Origin of the sequence: Reichenbachiella sp. (genome assembly GCF_965223055.1) — a bacterium.
Classification (GTDB): Bacteria; Bacteroidota; Bacteroidia; order Cytophagales; family Cyclobacteriaceae; genus Reichenbachiella.
Genome location: NZ_CBDCVM010000005.1, coordinates 18,213 through 33,484, shown reverse-complemented (window position 1 = coordinate 33,484; position 15,272 = coordinate 18,213). Strand labels below are relative to the sequence as shown.

General features: G+C 36.3%; 12 protein-coding genes. All 12 read right to left on the bottom strand.

The window, feature by feature from the left end; genetic code table 11:
* Positions 1 to 117: 117 nt before the first annotated feature.
* A complete protein-coding gene (locus ACOQO5_RS03205; RefSeq protein ID WP_420580236.1) occupies positions 118 to 1,497 on the bottom strand; it encodes an undecaprenyl-phosphate glucose phosphotransferase in 1,380 nt (459 codons plus the stop codon).
* Positions 1,498 to 1,567: 70 nt separating this feature from the next.
* Complete coding sequence (locus ACOQO5_RS03200) at positions 1,568 to 2,629, bottom strand: NAD-dependent epimerase/dehydratase family protein (RefSeq protein WP_420580235.1); 1,062 nt, start codon at positions 2,627 to 2,629, stop codon at positions 1,568 to 1,570.
* Between the two features lies 1 nt (position 2,630).
* Entirely contained in the window at positions 2,631 to 3,389 is a 759-nt protein-coding gene (locus tag ACOQO5_RS03195; RefSeq protein WP_420580234.1) for a WecB/TagA/CpsF family glycosyltransferase, read from the bottom strand.
* Between the two features lie 153 nt (positions 3,390 to 3,542).
* Positions 3,543 to 4,715: a glycosyltransferase family 4 protein gene (locus ACOQO5_RS03190; protein ID WP_420580233.1), complete on the bottom strand. Its 1,173-nt coding sequence runs from the start codon at positions 4,713 to 4,715 to the stop codon at positions 3,543 to 3,545.
* Positions 4,705 to 6,114: a hypothetical protein gene (locus ACOQO5_RS03185; RefSeq protein ID WP_420580232.1), complete on the bottom strand. Its 1,410-nt coding sequence runs from the start codon at positions 6,112 to 6,114 to the stop codon at positions 4,705 to 4,707. The genes ACOQO5_RS03190 and ACOQO5_RS03185 overlap by 11 nt, the downstream gene beginning before the upstream one ends.
* 31 nt (positions 6,115 to 6,145) lie before the next feature.
* Positions 6,146 to 7,210 carry a Wzz/FepE/Etk N-terminal domain-containing protein gene (locus ACOQO5_RS03180; RefSeq protein WP_420580231.1) on the bottom strand — a complete coding sequence of 355 codons (1,065 nt, stop codon included), beginning with the start codon at positions 7,208 to 7,210 and terminating at the stop codon, positions 6,146 to 6,148.
* A gap of 376 nt (positions 7,211 to 7,586) precedes the next feature.
* Positions 7,587 to 9,050 carry a lipopolysaccharide biosynthesis protein gene (locus tag ACOQO5_RS03175; RefSeq protein ID WP_420580230.1) on the bottom strand — a complete coding sequence of 488 codons (1,464 nt, stop codon included), beginning with the start codon at positions 9,048 to 9,050 and terminating at the stop codon, positions 7,587 to 7,589.
* Positions 9,043 to 9,612, bottom strand: coding sequence for a hypothetical protein (locus ACOQO5_RS03170; RefSeq protein ID WP_420580229.1), 570 nt, complete (start codon positions 9,610 to 9,612; stop codon positions 9,043 to 9,045). Before ACOQO5_RS03170 ends, ACOQO5_RS03175 begins: the two co-directional genes overlap by 8 nt.
* A 1,171-nt stretch (positions 9,613 to 10,783) precedes the next feature.
* Positions 10,784 to 11,272 carry an acyltransferase gene (locus ACOQO5_RS03165; protein ID WP_420580228.1) on the bottom strand — a complete coding sequence of 163 codons (489 nt, stop codon included), beginning with the start codon at positions 11,270 to 11,272 and terminating at the stop codon, positions 10,784 to 10,786.
* Positions 11,259 to 13,163 (bottom strand): asparagine synthase (glutamine-hydrolyzing), encoded by a 1,905-nt coding sequence (gene asnB / locus ACOQO5_RS03160; protein WP_420580227.1) that lies wholly within the window; start codon positions 13,161 to 13,163, stop codon positions 11,259 to 11,261. The genes ACOQO5_RS03165 and asnB overlap by 14 nt, the downstream gene beginning before the upstream one ends.
* A gap of 5 nt (positions 13,164 to 13,168) precedes the next feature.
* The gene (locus ACOQO5_RS03155; protein WP_420580226.1) at positions 13,169 to 14,125 is read right to left on the bottom strand and encodes a class I SAM-dependent methyltransferase; all 957 of its coding nucleotides are present in this window, start codon (positions 14,123 to 14,125) and stop codon (positions 13,169 to 13,171) included.
* Between the two features lie 2 nt (positions 14,126 to 14,127).
* Complete coding sequence (locus ACOQO5_RS03150) at positions 14,128 to 15,270, bottom strand: DegT/DnrJ/EryC1/StrS family aminotransferase (RefSeq protein ID WP_420580225.1); 1,143 nt, start codon at positions 15,268 to 15,270, stop codon at positions 14,128 to 14,130.
* Positions 15,271 to 15,272 lie beyond the last annotated feature (2 nt).

The following is a 15,272-nucleotide window of genomic DNA, read 5'->3' as shown; positions in this document are numbered from 1 at the left end:
ATTTTATAGAATCTGTCCAGCTGCCCTCTTGTGAATTTATCTAATCTTAATGATACCGGAGAGTGTTATTTTGACTTTAAAGATCAGAGCTAAGAGCCAATGGCCAAAAGCCAACTACTAGTACGCTTTCTCCGTTTTGAATACGATTGAATAGATAGTCATGATGATGATCTTAACGTCGAATAATAAACTCCAGTTTTTCACGTAAAAGCGATCCAGTTTAACACGACCATACATTTCGCTAAATCTCGAAGTTTCTCCTCGGTAGCCTTTGGCTTGTGCTAATCCTGTTACACCCGGTTTAACAGCATGTCTCTGGATAAAACGATCTATTTTTGGTGAATACTCTTCGTTGAGTTTAATTGGGTGGGGCCTTGGGCCTACAACTGACATGTTTCCTAAAAATACATTGATGAATTGCGGTAATTCGTCTAAGCTCGTTCTACGAAGAATAGCACCAGTTCGAGTGACTCGAGGGTCATTTTTAGTTGCTTGTTTTGAGTCTGCATCTCTATTCACAACCATTGTTCTGAATTTCCAGCAAGGAAAGTATTTATTCCCACGACCATGTCTGTTTTGAATAAAAAATATTGGTCCCGGGGATTCAAGTTTAATCAATAGACCAATCAATGGAATGAGCCATGAAAGTATAAACACCATTACGAAAGTTGAAAAGAGGACATCAAATGTCCTTTTCGCAAATCGATTGACCATACGATCGAGTGGTATCGAACTAACGTTGAGTACAGGTATGTTTCCGTATTGCTGAACTTCTAGCTTTTTATTCCCCACTTTACTGAAGTCTGAAAGCAATTTGATAGTTATCAAGTTGTTTTCCGCAAAATCTATGAGTGGTTTTACGTCCTGTTCAAAAAGTTTGGGTAAGCAACAAAAGATCACATCAACCCCATTTTCCTTAGCATACTTTGGAACATCTTCTACCGGGCCGGTGACCTCGGTTTGCTCCGTCTTATGATCAAAAAAACCTTGAAACTTATAACCAATTTCAGGGTTGTTTTCCAAATGTCGTTTTAGATTTCTGCCAATAGGTCCATACCCTACAATGACGATATTTCGAATATTGTATCCCTTGGTCCTGTAAAAACGAAGAATGTTTATAAAACCAACTCTCCACCCAACAATAAGAACAGAGAAGATGAGGTAGGTATAAAATAGATGCTCTCTAGAATAGAAATACGCTCGTGTAGATGCCCACATCGTAAATACTACAGCGAGATTTATGGTAAGGCCAAGTAAGATTTGAGAGATGTAATCTACAACACTTCTCTCCCTATCTACACGATCAAGCTTGGTGACAAAGAAGATAACAACCCACGTGATATTCAGAAAAACAAAAAGAAACGGATAGCGATCTCCCTGAAACCAAAAAGTATTGAATCGTACGTAATTGGCTACAAAGAACCCGATGTTCAAAAACAAAAGGTCTATGAACAGAAATAGGGCAGGAAAATATTTTGAAAATCTCCTTTTCTGCATGTCAAAGATGCTAGGCTTAGTTTTGGAATGCTAAGATAGGGAATAATAGGAATTTATAACCATCTCTAAATCAGGTTTTTGTATCTAGTCTTCTTTCCCATGCCTCAAAAATCTCCTCGAATGTTGTTTTAAGTCCTTTGGTGATAGACCATTTCGGATAATGAGCTTTCATTTTCGATAGATCTGAAATGTAACATATATGATCCCCTGATCTATTCTGTTCATCATATGTATATATCATTTCATTTCCTGAAATGCTTGATATGAGATCAAAAGCTTCCAAGATAGAAATGGAATTATCTCTTCCGCCACCAAGATTATAAACCTCACCTATTCTGGGTTTGGCTATGAACTCATGAATGAAATTTACAACATCGTGGGAATGAATATTGTCTCTTACTTGCTTTCCTTTATATCCAAAAATAGTATATCTCTTATTTTCTAGATTGCACTTAATCAAGTAACTCAGAAACCCATGTAATTCTACACCACTGTGATTTGGGCCTGTTAAGCAACCTCCTCTGAGGCAGCAGGTTGGCATGTTGAAATATCTCCCATATTCTTGAACCATGACATCTGCGGCTACTTTGGATGCTCCAAATATTGAATGCTTAGACTGATCAATACTGAAAGATTCCTTTATTCCATTGTAGTATTTATCTTCGGCATAATCCCAACGAGAGTCTTTTTCAACAAGGTTTAAGTAATTAGGCGCATCTCCATATACCTTGTTAGTAGATAGATGAACAAAGGGAATTTCTGTAGAGAACTGTCTAGTGGCTTCTAGCATATTTAGAGTACCAACAGCATTTACATCAAAATCATCAAAGGGTCTGGACGCAGCAAGATCATGACTGGGTTGTGCAGCAGTATGGACTATGGCATCAGGCTTGATGTCTCTGACCGCACTAATCATTTTGTTTCTGTCTCTTATATCTAACGAGAAATGGCTGTAGTTGCTATACGTATGTTTCAACCTGCTTACGTTCCAAGTAGTATCTCCACTTGCACCAAAAAAATCTGCTCGCATATTGGAGTCAATTCCTACTACCTCCCAACCATTAGTGGCAAAATAACCAACAACTTCACTTCCTATTAGGCCTCCAGAGCCGGTAACTAATAATTTTTTCATCTTAAATTGTTCTTTTAAAAAACTTATGTCCTATAAACTCTAAAATAAATAATGTGTTGGTTACAAGATATCTCTTCCATAATCTCTTAGGTTCTTGACATAATCTAAAAAACCATTCCAAACCTCTTTTTTGCATCCATTCTGGTGCTTGTGGCAAAACACCCGCGTGAAAATCAAATGCAGCACCTACTGCCATCATAGCAGAGTTTACCTTATTTTTGTGAGTAGCAACCCAATACTCTTGTCTTGGACAACCTCTTCCAACTAACACTATATGAGCACCACTTTCATTTATTTTTTTGATGTCCTCTAAATCTTCTTCTTCTGTTGCCTCCCTAAACCTATCTACATGAATTCCACTAAGAATTACATCGGGATAGTTTTTTTCTATAAAGGATTTAAAAAGGCCGATAGTTTTGCTTGTACTTCCAAATAAATAAACCTTGAGCCTAAGTGTATTTGCTTTTTCTAATACCTTAAGCGTTAAAAACGGGCCATAAACCCGATCTTTAAGATCTAAGTTATACAAACTATTTAGCGCCCATTTTATGGGTTGGCCATCTGGCACAATTAAATCGATATTGTTGATTATTTTCCCCAATTTCTTATCTTTCATAGAGGTTATCAGACCATGGACGGCTAGAGCTGAAACCGCGTAACTTTTATTGCTTGCTGCGTTAGCAACGATTATATCACTTGCTTTGTCATAATCGACAGCGGCATATTCAGGAAGGAACAGTTTGTATTTTTTAAAATCCATCTATTGAAAATTAGCGCAAACATAATTTAAATTTTTTTGACTTGAGGTGAAATATTCCTTCGAGAGTTACAATCTTTATAAGATTCTTTCCTTAGAAAAATTGCGTTTAATTATTCTTTGAAAGAGCAATAGCCTTGTTCGAGGATACGGTGATTATTTACTACTTTGAATGACAGAACTTAAAATGCTATAGAGCATTTTATAATTTTCATGTTCGGTATATTTCTTCCGGAAATCTTTGTGCCCATTTTCCCCTATTTTATTTCTAAGAGCGTCATCATGTATGATTTCACGAATCTTATTGCTAAGATCTTCGACGTTCCCTACTTCAAAGTGTAGACCATTTTTAAAGTCTGTAATCATCGTTGACATAGCACCAATATTTGACGAAATCACAGGTAGTCGAACTGAAAAGGCCTCAATTATTGTTCTGGGCATTCCTTCATAACATTCTGATGGGAAGATGAGGAATGCACAACTTTTCATTATTTCAGTAATTTCATCACTTGGTTTTCTTCCTTCAAAATGTATTGTTTTATTTGACGTTGACTTCTTGAAGTGTTCCAATAAGGGGCCATCTCCTATAATTCTCAATTGATATTCTGTATCCACCTTATTCCAGGCATTGATCATACATTGAATGCCTTTTTCACTTGAAATGCGCCCAACGTATAATGCTGTCTTACTCGGTGCTAGAGATAATCTTGGTGACTCACCAATGAAATTTGGTTTTACAAATATTTTATTTTTGGGGATGCGGCTAGATATTAATTTCTGCTTTGCGAATTCAGTTAGAGCTATGTATGCTGTGACTTTTTTTGTCCAGGTTCCAATAATTCTGTGAAACCCAATCATTGAGGCGACCACAATGCTTGCCAGCCTACTGTTCCTATAGCAACCGAACAAAACACCATAATAGGGAAGAGTCTTTCCAACGCATCGATTGCAAGATTTTCCATTTCTGTATAATAGCCCGTTAACACAAGTCAAGCGGTAGTTCCTTATGTATTGAACTATTGGGATTTTGAGCGAAGACGCTGCGTAATAGATTGATGGAGAGATTAACGGGAAAAAATTTTGCGTGCAAACCACGTCGATGCAATGTTTTTTACATAAACCTTGAATTTTTCGATAAGTTTCAAAAGACCAAATAGTTTTGAATGCTGTCCTGAACATTCCTAATTCATGGACCTTTGAATTGTCCTCTAAATATTCTACTACTTCATGTCCGTTAGAACGAAGAAGTTCGACTTCAATTTTAAAGCTAGTATCTTCTCCACCTGGAATTAAGTACTTGTTATGAACTGCTAGAATTTTATACTTCATTTTCGTGAGAAGAGTGATTTGGCAGTATAAAGATATTTAATTGATTAGCACTTATATTGCTTTTGATTAGGATTAACAGCATTAAACCAATGAATGCTGCTTGTGGCATTTCCCAATAGAATTCCTGTATTCCACACATACCGAAAAAAAAGAACCCAATGGAGAAGAAGAGACTAAGCGGATGTTGTCTGTTTGAATATATTCCTTTCAGTATTGTAATTCCAACTACAATCAAAAAAAACAATCCCAAGAGTCCAAATTCAGTGAAAACGGTTAGTAGAGAATAGTAGGGTTTTTCGGTAGAATTTCCTCCATGAGTAGGACTGTTTATTAATAAATATCCAAGGTGATTATTAAATGACCTACTGGTGTGTTTCGAAAAAAAAGGAACTTCTTTTTCCAAGTAAAGGCCGCTAAGCATGAGACTAGCACGACTGCTAAATTGACCGGAACCTAAGCCAATACAGAGCATCGCAGGATGTTCTTCTGGTAGTTCGAAGATAGAACTATAAGTAATTATTGCTTTGGCAGGAACACCGCTTGTGAAATTTGAGTAATATGCTCCAAAAGAACGCATGTTTGAACTTTGAAAAACGAAAACAGAAAGCACGAATAATACCACGCCGAAAAATAGCCCATAGCGAACATTATTTGGGTTGACCTTTGCTATTGAGGGGAAAAAATTACTGATTTTTGGCCTCACCACCACAAATGAAATTAGGATGGCAACTACAAAAAACGCCATAAGGTGGACGACAGATGCCAATAATAGGGATAAAGTTCCTATTAAGAAAGGAAGGTAATTTCTGCGTTTCTTGAAAAATTGTATGTAAATAAATGAAGCCAGCATTAAGAACGTCATATTATAGGCGAATAGTGGATTGCTAAAAGATAGTTCTGCAGCAAGAGATGGGTGTATGGTGCCTTCTACATAATCCCCATTTGCAACATCAAATGAACCTGTCTGAATAAACCCGTAAGAAGCCTGTATGATACCGAAAAGACCTTGGAAGATAAACATTTGAAAACAAAACTTAGTGGCCTTTTTCAATAGCAAGGGGTTGGACAAGGCTCGTTTATCGACGATAAAAAAGATAAAATAAGTGGATAAACCTAATTGGCTAAAAAAGAAATTTTGTGGTGAAAACTCATCATAAACATAGGCATAAAATACACCTGCCAAAAATAGAATAAGCGATAAGATCAGGAGGCGAAGAAATATTCTATAGCTAAACAAAATGAAAGCCCATCCAAAATATAGGGAGAATGGGAGTATATAAGAAAGTGACTTTGACGGTAAAAAAACAACTATCAGTGAGATTCTGAATGACCATAAAAATACTTTTTCGTAATTGCTTAAATCTAGTGTTGGGGCTTTTGCTTCGGCTAAGTCTTTCATTTAATTACATGTGGATTGCTACTAGTTCCAGTTATTTTAGGTAACCCAAAATGTTAGCTTTACGAGCTTGCTTAATAAATATGAGCAGAACGCCAAATGCGGCGCCACCAAATGTAAAAAGAATTACGAGAATTTTTTTCTTGGGATAAGTTGGGTAGTTTGGAACATATGGGGGCTCCAATATTGTAAATACTGGTTTTTTATCTTGCACCTTAATTTTGGCTTGTTCCACTTGTTTTGCCAGTTCATTGTGCAAGCTAAATCTAATATCAAGTTCCGACTGCAGCCTGTCTTCTTTATTTTTGATAATTAAACTGGTTGCATTCTTGTTCCGTTCTTGAAAAATTGCTAGCTCCGTTTGCTTATCATAGAAATCTCTCTTGGCAATTTCACTTCTTCCTTCAATAAATCTTAAAACCTTTATTTCTTTGGATATTCTGTATTGCTCAACGTACTCTCTTAAGTAGTTCAATATAAAATTAGAAACCTTTGACGAAAGCACAGGATCTGTCATGACCACGTTGATTTCAATGACACCAGATAGTCTATCTATTTCAATGGTCACCCTTGACTTTATTTCATCTATAATTATTTCCTGGGCTTTGGAAAGTCTGTACAATGTTGTGTCTGACACATATGAGTCATAAAACTCTTCATTTTTTGACATAAATGATCTTACAACTTCAACTAGATTCAAAGCAGAATACTCATGGTAATCCTCAAAATAGGAATATAATGATATTTTTTTGTCAACTCTTTTAATATAAAACTCTTCTTTCATAAGGCTTGACATGAAAGGATTGCTCTGCATAATGAAAGAATAGAGCTCAGGGTTGATCCCTTCTTCTGACATTGAACTTAAATCTACTCCAGCCAGGCCAGCTAAGCCTGCCAATCCTCCCATACCGTTCAAACTTGCATCTTCTTTTTCTGGCATCAATAAAGTTTTAGTGATGTATTCTTTTGGAACTGTCAGTGCATGTATTACCCCAAAAACAAAAAATATTGTTATTGAAATTATGATAGTTTTCTTGCCTTCAATTAAAAATCGGATAAAACGAATGAGTAAATCATCCTCTGTTTCTTGACTGGACATTATGATGCTACTTGATTAATGAGTTACTTTTTTCTGTCTTATAAAACTCAGAACGAGATATTTCTTTGGAATTCTCTTTCATGAATCGAATAGTTTATAGATTCTTATGTCATTGCTGATCTTAAACAGACCCAATTCAAAAGAGACGCAAATTAATGATAAGCCCTATCTTTTACAATTGAAATAAAAATTATCAAGGATGTTTTGGAGGTAGGTGATCATCCCCTACAAAGAAAATAAGCACAGACAAATCCAATAATAGCCATAAGGTATGTCTATATTTTAGTCATTACCGATGTGTACGTAATTCTAGCTACCATTTCTGTTGAAGAATGTGGCAATTTTACTAGGCCTAATTCTTAGGAAGGACTCTAAGTCAGACTCTTTTTTTCAAAAACTCAAGCGAGCTCTTCTTGGCCCGTCTTAGCTCTTCGGACAACCCAAACATCAAATTCAAAACTAGCACTAAAGCCCCTAGACTTAAGGCTCTCATAAGTATACCAAGGTAGTAATGACTAACATAATTTAATATCGAAATAAATACAACAGAGAACAAACAATAGCAGAGAATGGCTCCCCATAATTTAGAATGATCAAAACGAAGGTCAACTTCTTTATATGATTGAAGACAAAGACCAATAGTAAAAATTCCAGACGCAATGAAAGAACCCAATGCAGCTCCCTGCAAACCAAAATTCGGTAATAGAAAATAGGTCAGTACCAGATTTGTTCCAAATCCCAAAATTGTAACGATTGAGTTCTTGTATGTCTTTTTGCTAATTAATACTCCAATATTTGTAATCGACGCCGATGTATGAAAAATCAATGCCCCTACCACCCAGGGTATAATTACTAATCCTTCATTATAGTTTTTTGGTGCAATAATTGTCATCAATTCAGGAGAAACAAAAACGAGGCTCAGTCCGACCAAAGTCATCATCCATGCATATTTATTCATTGACCTTTTATAAACTCTGTCCCTATCTTGGCTATCAATTAGGGAAATTGCATAGGGTTCCCATGCAAGTCTGAAGGCCTGTGCAACAAGTTGAATGAATAGTATAAACTTTGCCGCAACTGCATATATCCCAAGTGCCAATAAGCCATAAAAGTGAATAATCATCATTCTATCCACTTGCCGGTTTAGGATTGATATGCCTACTGCCGGCATCAGTGGTAAACTGTAAGACAGACCCTTCTTGAGATACTTACTTGAGTATTGAATGCCAAATTTACTTCGAAGCCACCATCCATGAAGCACCAATTTGGCAATATACATGAACATCATCGCAATCAGAAGTCCTTCTATATTGCTGGATTTTTTTATGACCAACCAAAAGATTACACCTGTATAAGTTAGAGCTTGGATTAAATTGGCCAAATTAAATTTTAACACTTCTCTTTCCATTCTCAGAATGATATCAGAGCAGCCCAATATGGGAATTAAAAAGCCAAATACTGCACCGTAGAGGATATACCCGTACATTGCAGGGCTGTCCAGCAACAAAAGCGAAATACTGGAAGAAAATGTCCAAGTTAGCATTACGCCTCCAGAACCAACTATGAGTATTGTAAGTAGGATCGTACTTAAGAATTCCTTAAGGTCACCATTCTTTTTAGCTTCAAAATAAAAACGGGCAATTGCGGATGAAAGAGATAATTCAATAACGACTGCAATGAGTGCGGCCTGAAGTTCGACAGCATCGACGAGGCCTATATCCTCAGTTGAAAATCTTCGTGTAATTATGGGGAGTATTAGAAAAGGGACAGATTTCGTGATAGATGAAAAAATGCCATACTGAAGTATTTGTTTTGGTAAATTTGTTTTCTCGTTAGACATTTTTAATCATCTCTAGGTTGACAGAGCAGATTGTTATGTTTCCATTTAATTCCTTCTCCTTCTTTAAAAATGGCCAATTTTCGAGATTATGGGTTTGATCTAAATTTGAATCAAATAGAAGCCAATCTATCGAGAAATCTTTTAACAATCCTGGAATTACATCCTTATCAATGGTAGAGTAGTCTCTTGGGAATATTTCAGAAAAATGGTATCGACCAGTGTAGGGATAAGCAATTGTTGGGAACAATATTTTTGCGTTTCCCCCCATAAAATGTTTAGTCAGTTGAAGGCTATTAGAGAATACACGGTTTTTTCCGTCTTCAAGATAAGAGTTCATTGTTTCAACAGCTTCATTCCATATGTGTTCCTGTTTAACCGGATTGGACTTTGTCATTTTCACCAAAAAAGATTTTAATATAGAGCCACTCATTTGAACAAAAGTAAAAAGGATGTTCCAGCCTATTAATAAGAAGATGGAATTTGGATTGTTCTCAAACATTACAACCAACAATACAACATAGACAGGAATGAGAAATTCAACATAGCGTTCAGGTTCTCCCAAGAATCTTGTTATTCTGAAAGAGGTGAGGACAAATAGAACTAGTGGAATTAGAGAGCTAACAAATAAAATGGTAAATATGCCATCCTGAAAAATGTGTAAAGTAAAAATTTCCTTATTAAAAATTAGAAAGTAGCTTAAAATGGCCACATAGGGAATAGCTAGAAGTACAGAAATGAATGAATTTTTGAGAAAGTATTCAATGAATACTAAGGGTCGTTTAAGTCTAATCCAAATATCCCATATCAAATCTCTCCAAATGCTATATCTGGATGTTAAAATTGACATCTGATTTCTGTTTTCAAAGTAAATTCTTTTATGCCAATATTGCCCTTTAAGGAATGACTTAGCTACCTTCTTGTTAAATAAAATAAAAATGAATATCGAGCAAAGCGGTGTCAGTATTACCAGCACATTTTGAAAATATATCCCAAAAATGACAGAAAAAAACAGGACAAATTGATTTCCAAATTGACTTGATAAAAGAATCGCTGAAGAAATGAAAAAGGCTGCAAACAGGTAATAATAATTGAGGTCAAGTTGAAAAAAAATAAGACAATATACATAGGCTATTCCTAAAAATAATCCAATTCCTCTTGCGCTAATTCCAACATTTTTTGCATTCCAGATAGCATAGCTAAACGGAGTAGTAACATATAGAACACCAGTAAATAGAATGAATCTTTCAATCGATAATTCTGCCAAATCCAAAAAGGGGTAAATAGAATAAAAAAAGACAAGTACTACGCATAGAGATAAAAGGCCTATAAGGATACCAATGAAGTTATACCTCCTAAGTATTGCTGTCTTTGAAAAATGGGATAATATCCAGTGAAAACCCTGAGGATATGAAAAGTACTTTTGGCCTAAAATGGAATCAATTTCAGAAACGAATCTATTTTTATTAGCTCGAATACTATTTATTAAAGCCAGATGGTAATAGTGGTCTGACCCTGGGCTTGAGACAGCCTGCTGGAAAAAATTTAGCAGCGAGTACAACCCTAGAATAACTACAAGCCATAAAATCATTTTACTTAATTTTAATGTTTATCTCCACCCTCTAAAAAGACATTATTCTATTCTAAAGGAGAAATCAGAAAGCAATGGTTTTTTGTTCTGTAAATTGGAGGTTATAAAATTATGGGGACTATATTTCATTCCCTTAATATTCAAATTAGATTCTTCTTGCTGGATTCCCTGCAAATTTTGAATTTTTAGGGACATCAGTATTGACAAAACTATTGGCGCCAATAACGGAGCCTTGGCAGACAGTAACACCTTTTGCAATAATAGTATTTGGGCCGATATAGCAATTGTCTTCTATTATAGTTTTTTCATACTCGTAGCCAGCATCCCCGGTTAATGCCCAGTTAACACTATCATGGCTATAAATTTGAACTCCTGCAGAAATGGAACAGTTTGAGCCAATAATGAGACCTCCACTACCATCTAAAATTGTAAATGGCCCAATCCAAGTCTTTTTCCCAACTTGAACGTCACCAAATACTAATGAAGAGTCATAAATGCTAGCCCCTTCACCAAAATTTAGATACTTGGCTTTTTCCCAACGGTCATTTATCAATTCATTGGAGGGTAAAACTCGATCAAATGACGTTTTCATTTTATCTCGCTTCTTCCTAAAAATAAAATCAATCAAACCCATTCTTAATTTTTTCTCCGTTTAAAAATATCCTACACCACCATTCGAAATTCATAAATGACCAAATAAGCAATCTGTGATTGATATGATCATTAATGTGTTCATTTACAATTTTTTTAATATAATCCTGATTAACAAACTCTGTGGAAATAGTTTTTTTATTTAGTAGAAGTTCTTTTACATAATCTGCATTTTCTCCACGATACCAACTTTCGTCTGGCGCAGAGAACCCTTGCTTCTTTCTATTAATAATTTCTTGCGGAATAAAGTCTTCCATTGATTTTCTCAATACGTTCTTACCATCGTCAAATTCCCTATAAGCTCTTCTCTTATTTTCAGTGTTTTCGTCAATTTTTTTGATTTCACGCTCAAGGTTGCCAAGCTTGTGACGAACGGGTATTTTTTGAGCAAAATTCACCAAATCATTGTCCATGAAAGGAAATCGTTCTTCAAGTCCATTGGCCATAGAGAGTTTATCTCCAACTAAAAACAAACCAGGAAGGAAGGTTTTGGATTCAAAATACAGTGAATTTTGAATATGGTGTTCCGGTTTGTCATATTGTAAAGAGTCGTTGAAGTTGAAGACACGTTCAAAAATATTTCTTGGGGCCGACATATCGAGCCCTCTGGAAACACTTTGGGTAAATAATTGTGATCTATCTTGATCTGGAACTAATCTTTGCCAAAAATCATAATATTGATCAAAAAATTGAGACTTGTCAAGTGAGTCAAATACCCGATAGTAGCGCCATGGGTAACCTCCATATAATTCGTCCCCACCGGTTCCTTGCAAGCAAACCTTTACAAATTTTGAAGCCAGTCTTGAAATATAATAGTTTGGGTAGGACATCCCTAAGCGCAAATCTTCCAAATGATAGACCACCTTTGGTAAAGACCATCTAATATCTCCTGCATTCATGACCTGCTCGAAATGTTCAGTCTTAAAAACATTGGCCATTAATTCTGCGTCACGGCGTTCATCATAGTTCGCTTCTACACCAGTAACCTGACTCATATCAAAACCACAAGTGAAGGTAGATAACCTTGGTATGTGTTGAGAAGCTATGGCCGTAATGGACCCTGAATCCATCCCACCAGACAAATAAGAGCCCACTGGTACATCTGCAACCATCTGACGAGCAACAGCTTGCTTAAAAAGTCGGTTTGTTTCATCTTTTGCCTCGGTAAATGACATATTTACATCTGGCTCTGTAAAATTATAATCCCACCAACTATTATGAATAATTTCTTTTGTTTCGCGGTTGAGCTTTACCGTATTTGCGGCTGGGAGCATGGTGACCCCTTTAAATAAGGTTTGAGTTGAAAAATTGTTCTGAAAAGTAAAATACTCATTTAAACCTGCTTCATTTAGTTGGACAGAAAATGACTTATGTGCCATGAATGCCTTTATTTCCGAACTAAAAAGAAATTGGTTGCCGTTAAAAAAATAATATAATGGTTTTATCCCAAATCTATCCCTTGATAGATACACCTGATTCTCATTTTTGTTCCACGCGGCCAAGGCAAACATTCCATTCAGTCTTTCGAGAAAGTCAATTCCATAGGAAGCCAACCCTTCAACGATTACCTCCGTGTCAGTTTCGGAATAAAAAACATGACCGCGATTTCTTAATTCTTGTCTTAGTTCTCGAAAATTATAAATACACCCATTGAAAACTAGCACCCAAACATTGTCTTTTGAAGTCATCGGTTGTTTACCTCGATCCGAAATATCTAAAATTGCCAACCTTTGATGAGCAAAGCCAACAGGCCCTTCGACAAAATATCCTTGCCCATCGGGTCCGCGGTGGGCAATTTTTTCGGCCATTCGTTTCAGTTCGTCATTAAAAACGGGTTCGCCGTTGAGGTTAAAAACACCAGCTATTCCACACATAGATTTTATTTTTCGAATCTGCCTGAATAGCAGGCTTCTTCACTATGAAAATATGAAACCTTCAAACTATTGGAATTAATCAATTCTTCATATTCTTCCTTCGAATATCTTTTTGCATTGCTAGGCGAGTACCAGTCAAAGTTAGTCGAATCGCACGTTCCCTTTTTCCAATCAGGTCGATAAAAACATTTTAAAAAATTCCAGTAGATAAATCTTTGAATATCATACTCTCCACCTTTAATTCCCAACAACGGAATATCAGGTGACTCGAACTTTATGTTCAATTCTGAAAGACGTTTTCCAAGTTCAGTCAGTTGCTCCGACATTTCCCACATTTTGTTTGAATCAATGTTGTGGGTATGAATCCGAAAATGGTCGTCAATTAGCTCTCTTGGCAATGCCTTTTTTGCATAGACATAACAAGCAAATTCTCCTCCTGACTTAGTAATATCAGTAAGATGACTAAAAGTGAAGTCGGGTTTTTCTGTATGCATGATGACCTGATCACAAAGCGTAAAGTCTATGGAGTCCGGTAAAATTCTTGTGTCTGCAATATTGCCCTGAATGAAATAGGCATTTTTTACATGACGGTAGTTTCTGGCTGCAATTGCTGCTGCTTCGGAATAATCCATTCCAATAACCAAACTATTTGGTGCTAAGTCGGCCAACCAGGCTGTTTTGTAGCCAAGACCACAGCCAGCATCCAGTATTACTTCTTTGTCTTTTAAATATTCACTCAATTCTAGTTCATCCGCAAATCCGTATAAAGATAAAAACCATATTTTTTGGTCTTTACTAATGTCTTCAATCTCTCCTCCTTCGTCTACTTTCTCCCATTTCTCAGAAAAAATTGTATTGGTCTGCGCCTGATTTTTTTTATTTGAATCTGCCTGAAATTCTATAAAATTAGATTTTACAACGATATCCCCTTCAAAAATTTTAGCAATTTTCTCCTTACTCATAATTAAATATTTTTCAAAGCTGCAATGATGTATTCGAAATCTTCATCTACCATTCGGTTATGCAAAGGTATGGCCATAGAACAATCATTGGCTAATTTGGCTCCGGCAAAATCTTCTGCATCATGCCCTAGTAGCTCCTTGTAATAAGCAAGCATATGCACAGCATGGGTTCCTGGACGAGTGGAGATTCCTTTAGCTTGCAGAACTTCCATCAAATCATTTCGCTTTAAGGGTGATTTTTCTTCATTAATGAGTGTAACGAAGGACTGCCATCCATGCCTTGAATTTTGAGGACACTCTGGCAATTGAATCCAATCAATTTCCTTCAATTTTTCTTTGTAATACAGTGCTTTCTCATTCCTCGCATCAATAAACTGATCAAGTTTTTTCAATTGCACAACTCCTACGGCGCCTTGTAAATCGGTCATTCTATAATTGAATCCCATAATGTCAAACTCTGGGAGAATATAGGGCTTTGGACCATGATGTCTTTGTTCTTCAGAAATTGATGCCCCATGATTTCTAAGCATGCTTAATTTTTCACCAAGCTGGTCATCATTTGTAGTCACCATTCCTCCTTCACCAGTTGTAACAGACTTTCTTGGATGAAAAGAAAAACATCCTATACTACCTAATCCTCCTGCTGGCATACCCTTGTACTCAGCTCCCGCTGCACATGCTCCATCCTCTACCAATGGAATATCACCAGACACTTTTTTTATTGCATCCATTTCAGCGCATAACCCAAATAAATGTACGGGTATAATGGCTTTCGTATTTTTGGAAATCTTTTTTTGAAGATCTTTGGTGTCTATATTGAATGTCTTAGGATCTATATCCACAAAAACAACTTTCGCCCCTTGATATAATACTACATTAGCCGTTGACACCCAAGTAAATGCTGGAACAATCACCTCATCTCCTGGACCAACATCTAGGGCAACCAAAGCCAGATGTAAGGCGGTTGTGGCACTTGTAACTGCATACGCATGTTTTACTTTGTGCCGTTCGGCAAACAAACTTTCAAATTCCTTTACTTTTGGGCCTGAAGTAAGCCAACCTGTCATCAAAGGTTCTCTAATTGCTTGCCACTCCTCCTCTCCAGTCACAGGAAGTGATATGGGTATATTTCGTTGTTTAGTCATAA

What these genes read in the sequence shown, in the direction of transcription:
- ACOQO5_RS03205 (WP_420580236.1), bottom strand. Translation starts at nt 1,497, where the DNA reads ATGCAGAAAAGGAGATTTTCAAAATATTTTCCTGCCCTATTTCTGTTC.
- ACOQO5_RS03200 (WP_420580235.1), bottom strand. Translation starts at nt 2,629, where the DNA reads ATGAAAAAATTATTAGTTACCGGCTCTGGAGGCCTAATAGGAAGTGAA.
- ACOQO5_RS03195 (WP_420580234.1), bottom strand. Translation starts at nt 3,389, where the DNA reads ATGGATTTTAAAAAATACAAACTGTTCCTTCCTGAATATGCCGCTGTC.
- ACOQO5_RS03190 (WP_420580233.1), bottom strand. Translation starts at nt 4,715, where the DNA reads ATGAAGTATAAAATTCTAGCAGTTCATAACAAGTACTTAATTCCAGGT.
- ACOQO5_RS03185 (WP_420580232.1), bottom strand. Translation starts at nt 6,114, where the DNA reads ATGAAAGACTTAGCCGAAGCAAAAGCCCCAACACTAGATTTAAGCAAT.
- ACOQO5_RS03180 (WP_420580231.1), bottom strand. Translation starts at nt 7,210, where the DNA reads ATGTCCAGTCAAGAAACAGAGGATGATTTACTCATTCGTTTTATCCGA.
- ACOQO5_RS03175 (WP_420580230.1), bottom strand. Translation starts at nt 9,050, where the DNA reads ATGTCTAACGAGAAAACAAATTTACCAAAACAAATACTTCAGTATGGC.
- ACOQO5_RS03165 (WP_420580228.1), bottom strand. Translation starts at nt 11,272, where the DNA reads ATGGGTTTGATTGATTTTATTTTTAGGAAGAAGCGAGATAAAATGAAA.
- asnB (WP_420580227.1), bottom strand. Translation starts at nt 13,163, where the DNA reads ATGTGTGGAATAGCTGGTGTTTTTAACCTCAACGGCGAACCCGTTTTT.
- ACOQO5_RS03155 (WP_420580226.1), bottom strand. Translation starts at nt 14,125, where the DNA reads ATGAGTAAGGAGAAAATTGCTAAAATTTTTGAAGGGGATATCGTTGTA.
- ACOQO5_RS03150 (WP_420580225.1), bottom strand. Translation starts at nt 15,270, where the DNA reads ATGACTAAACAACGAAATATACCCATATCACTTCCTGTGACTGGAGAG.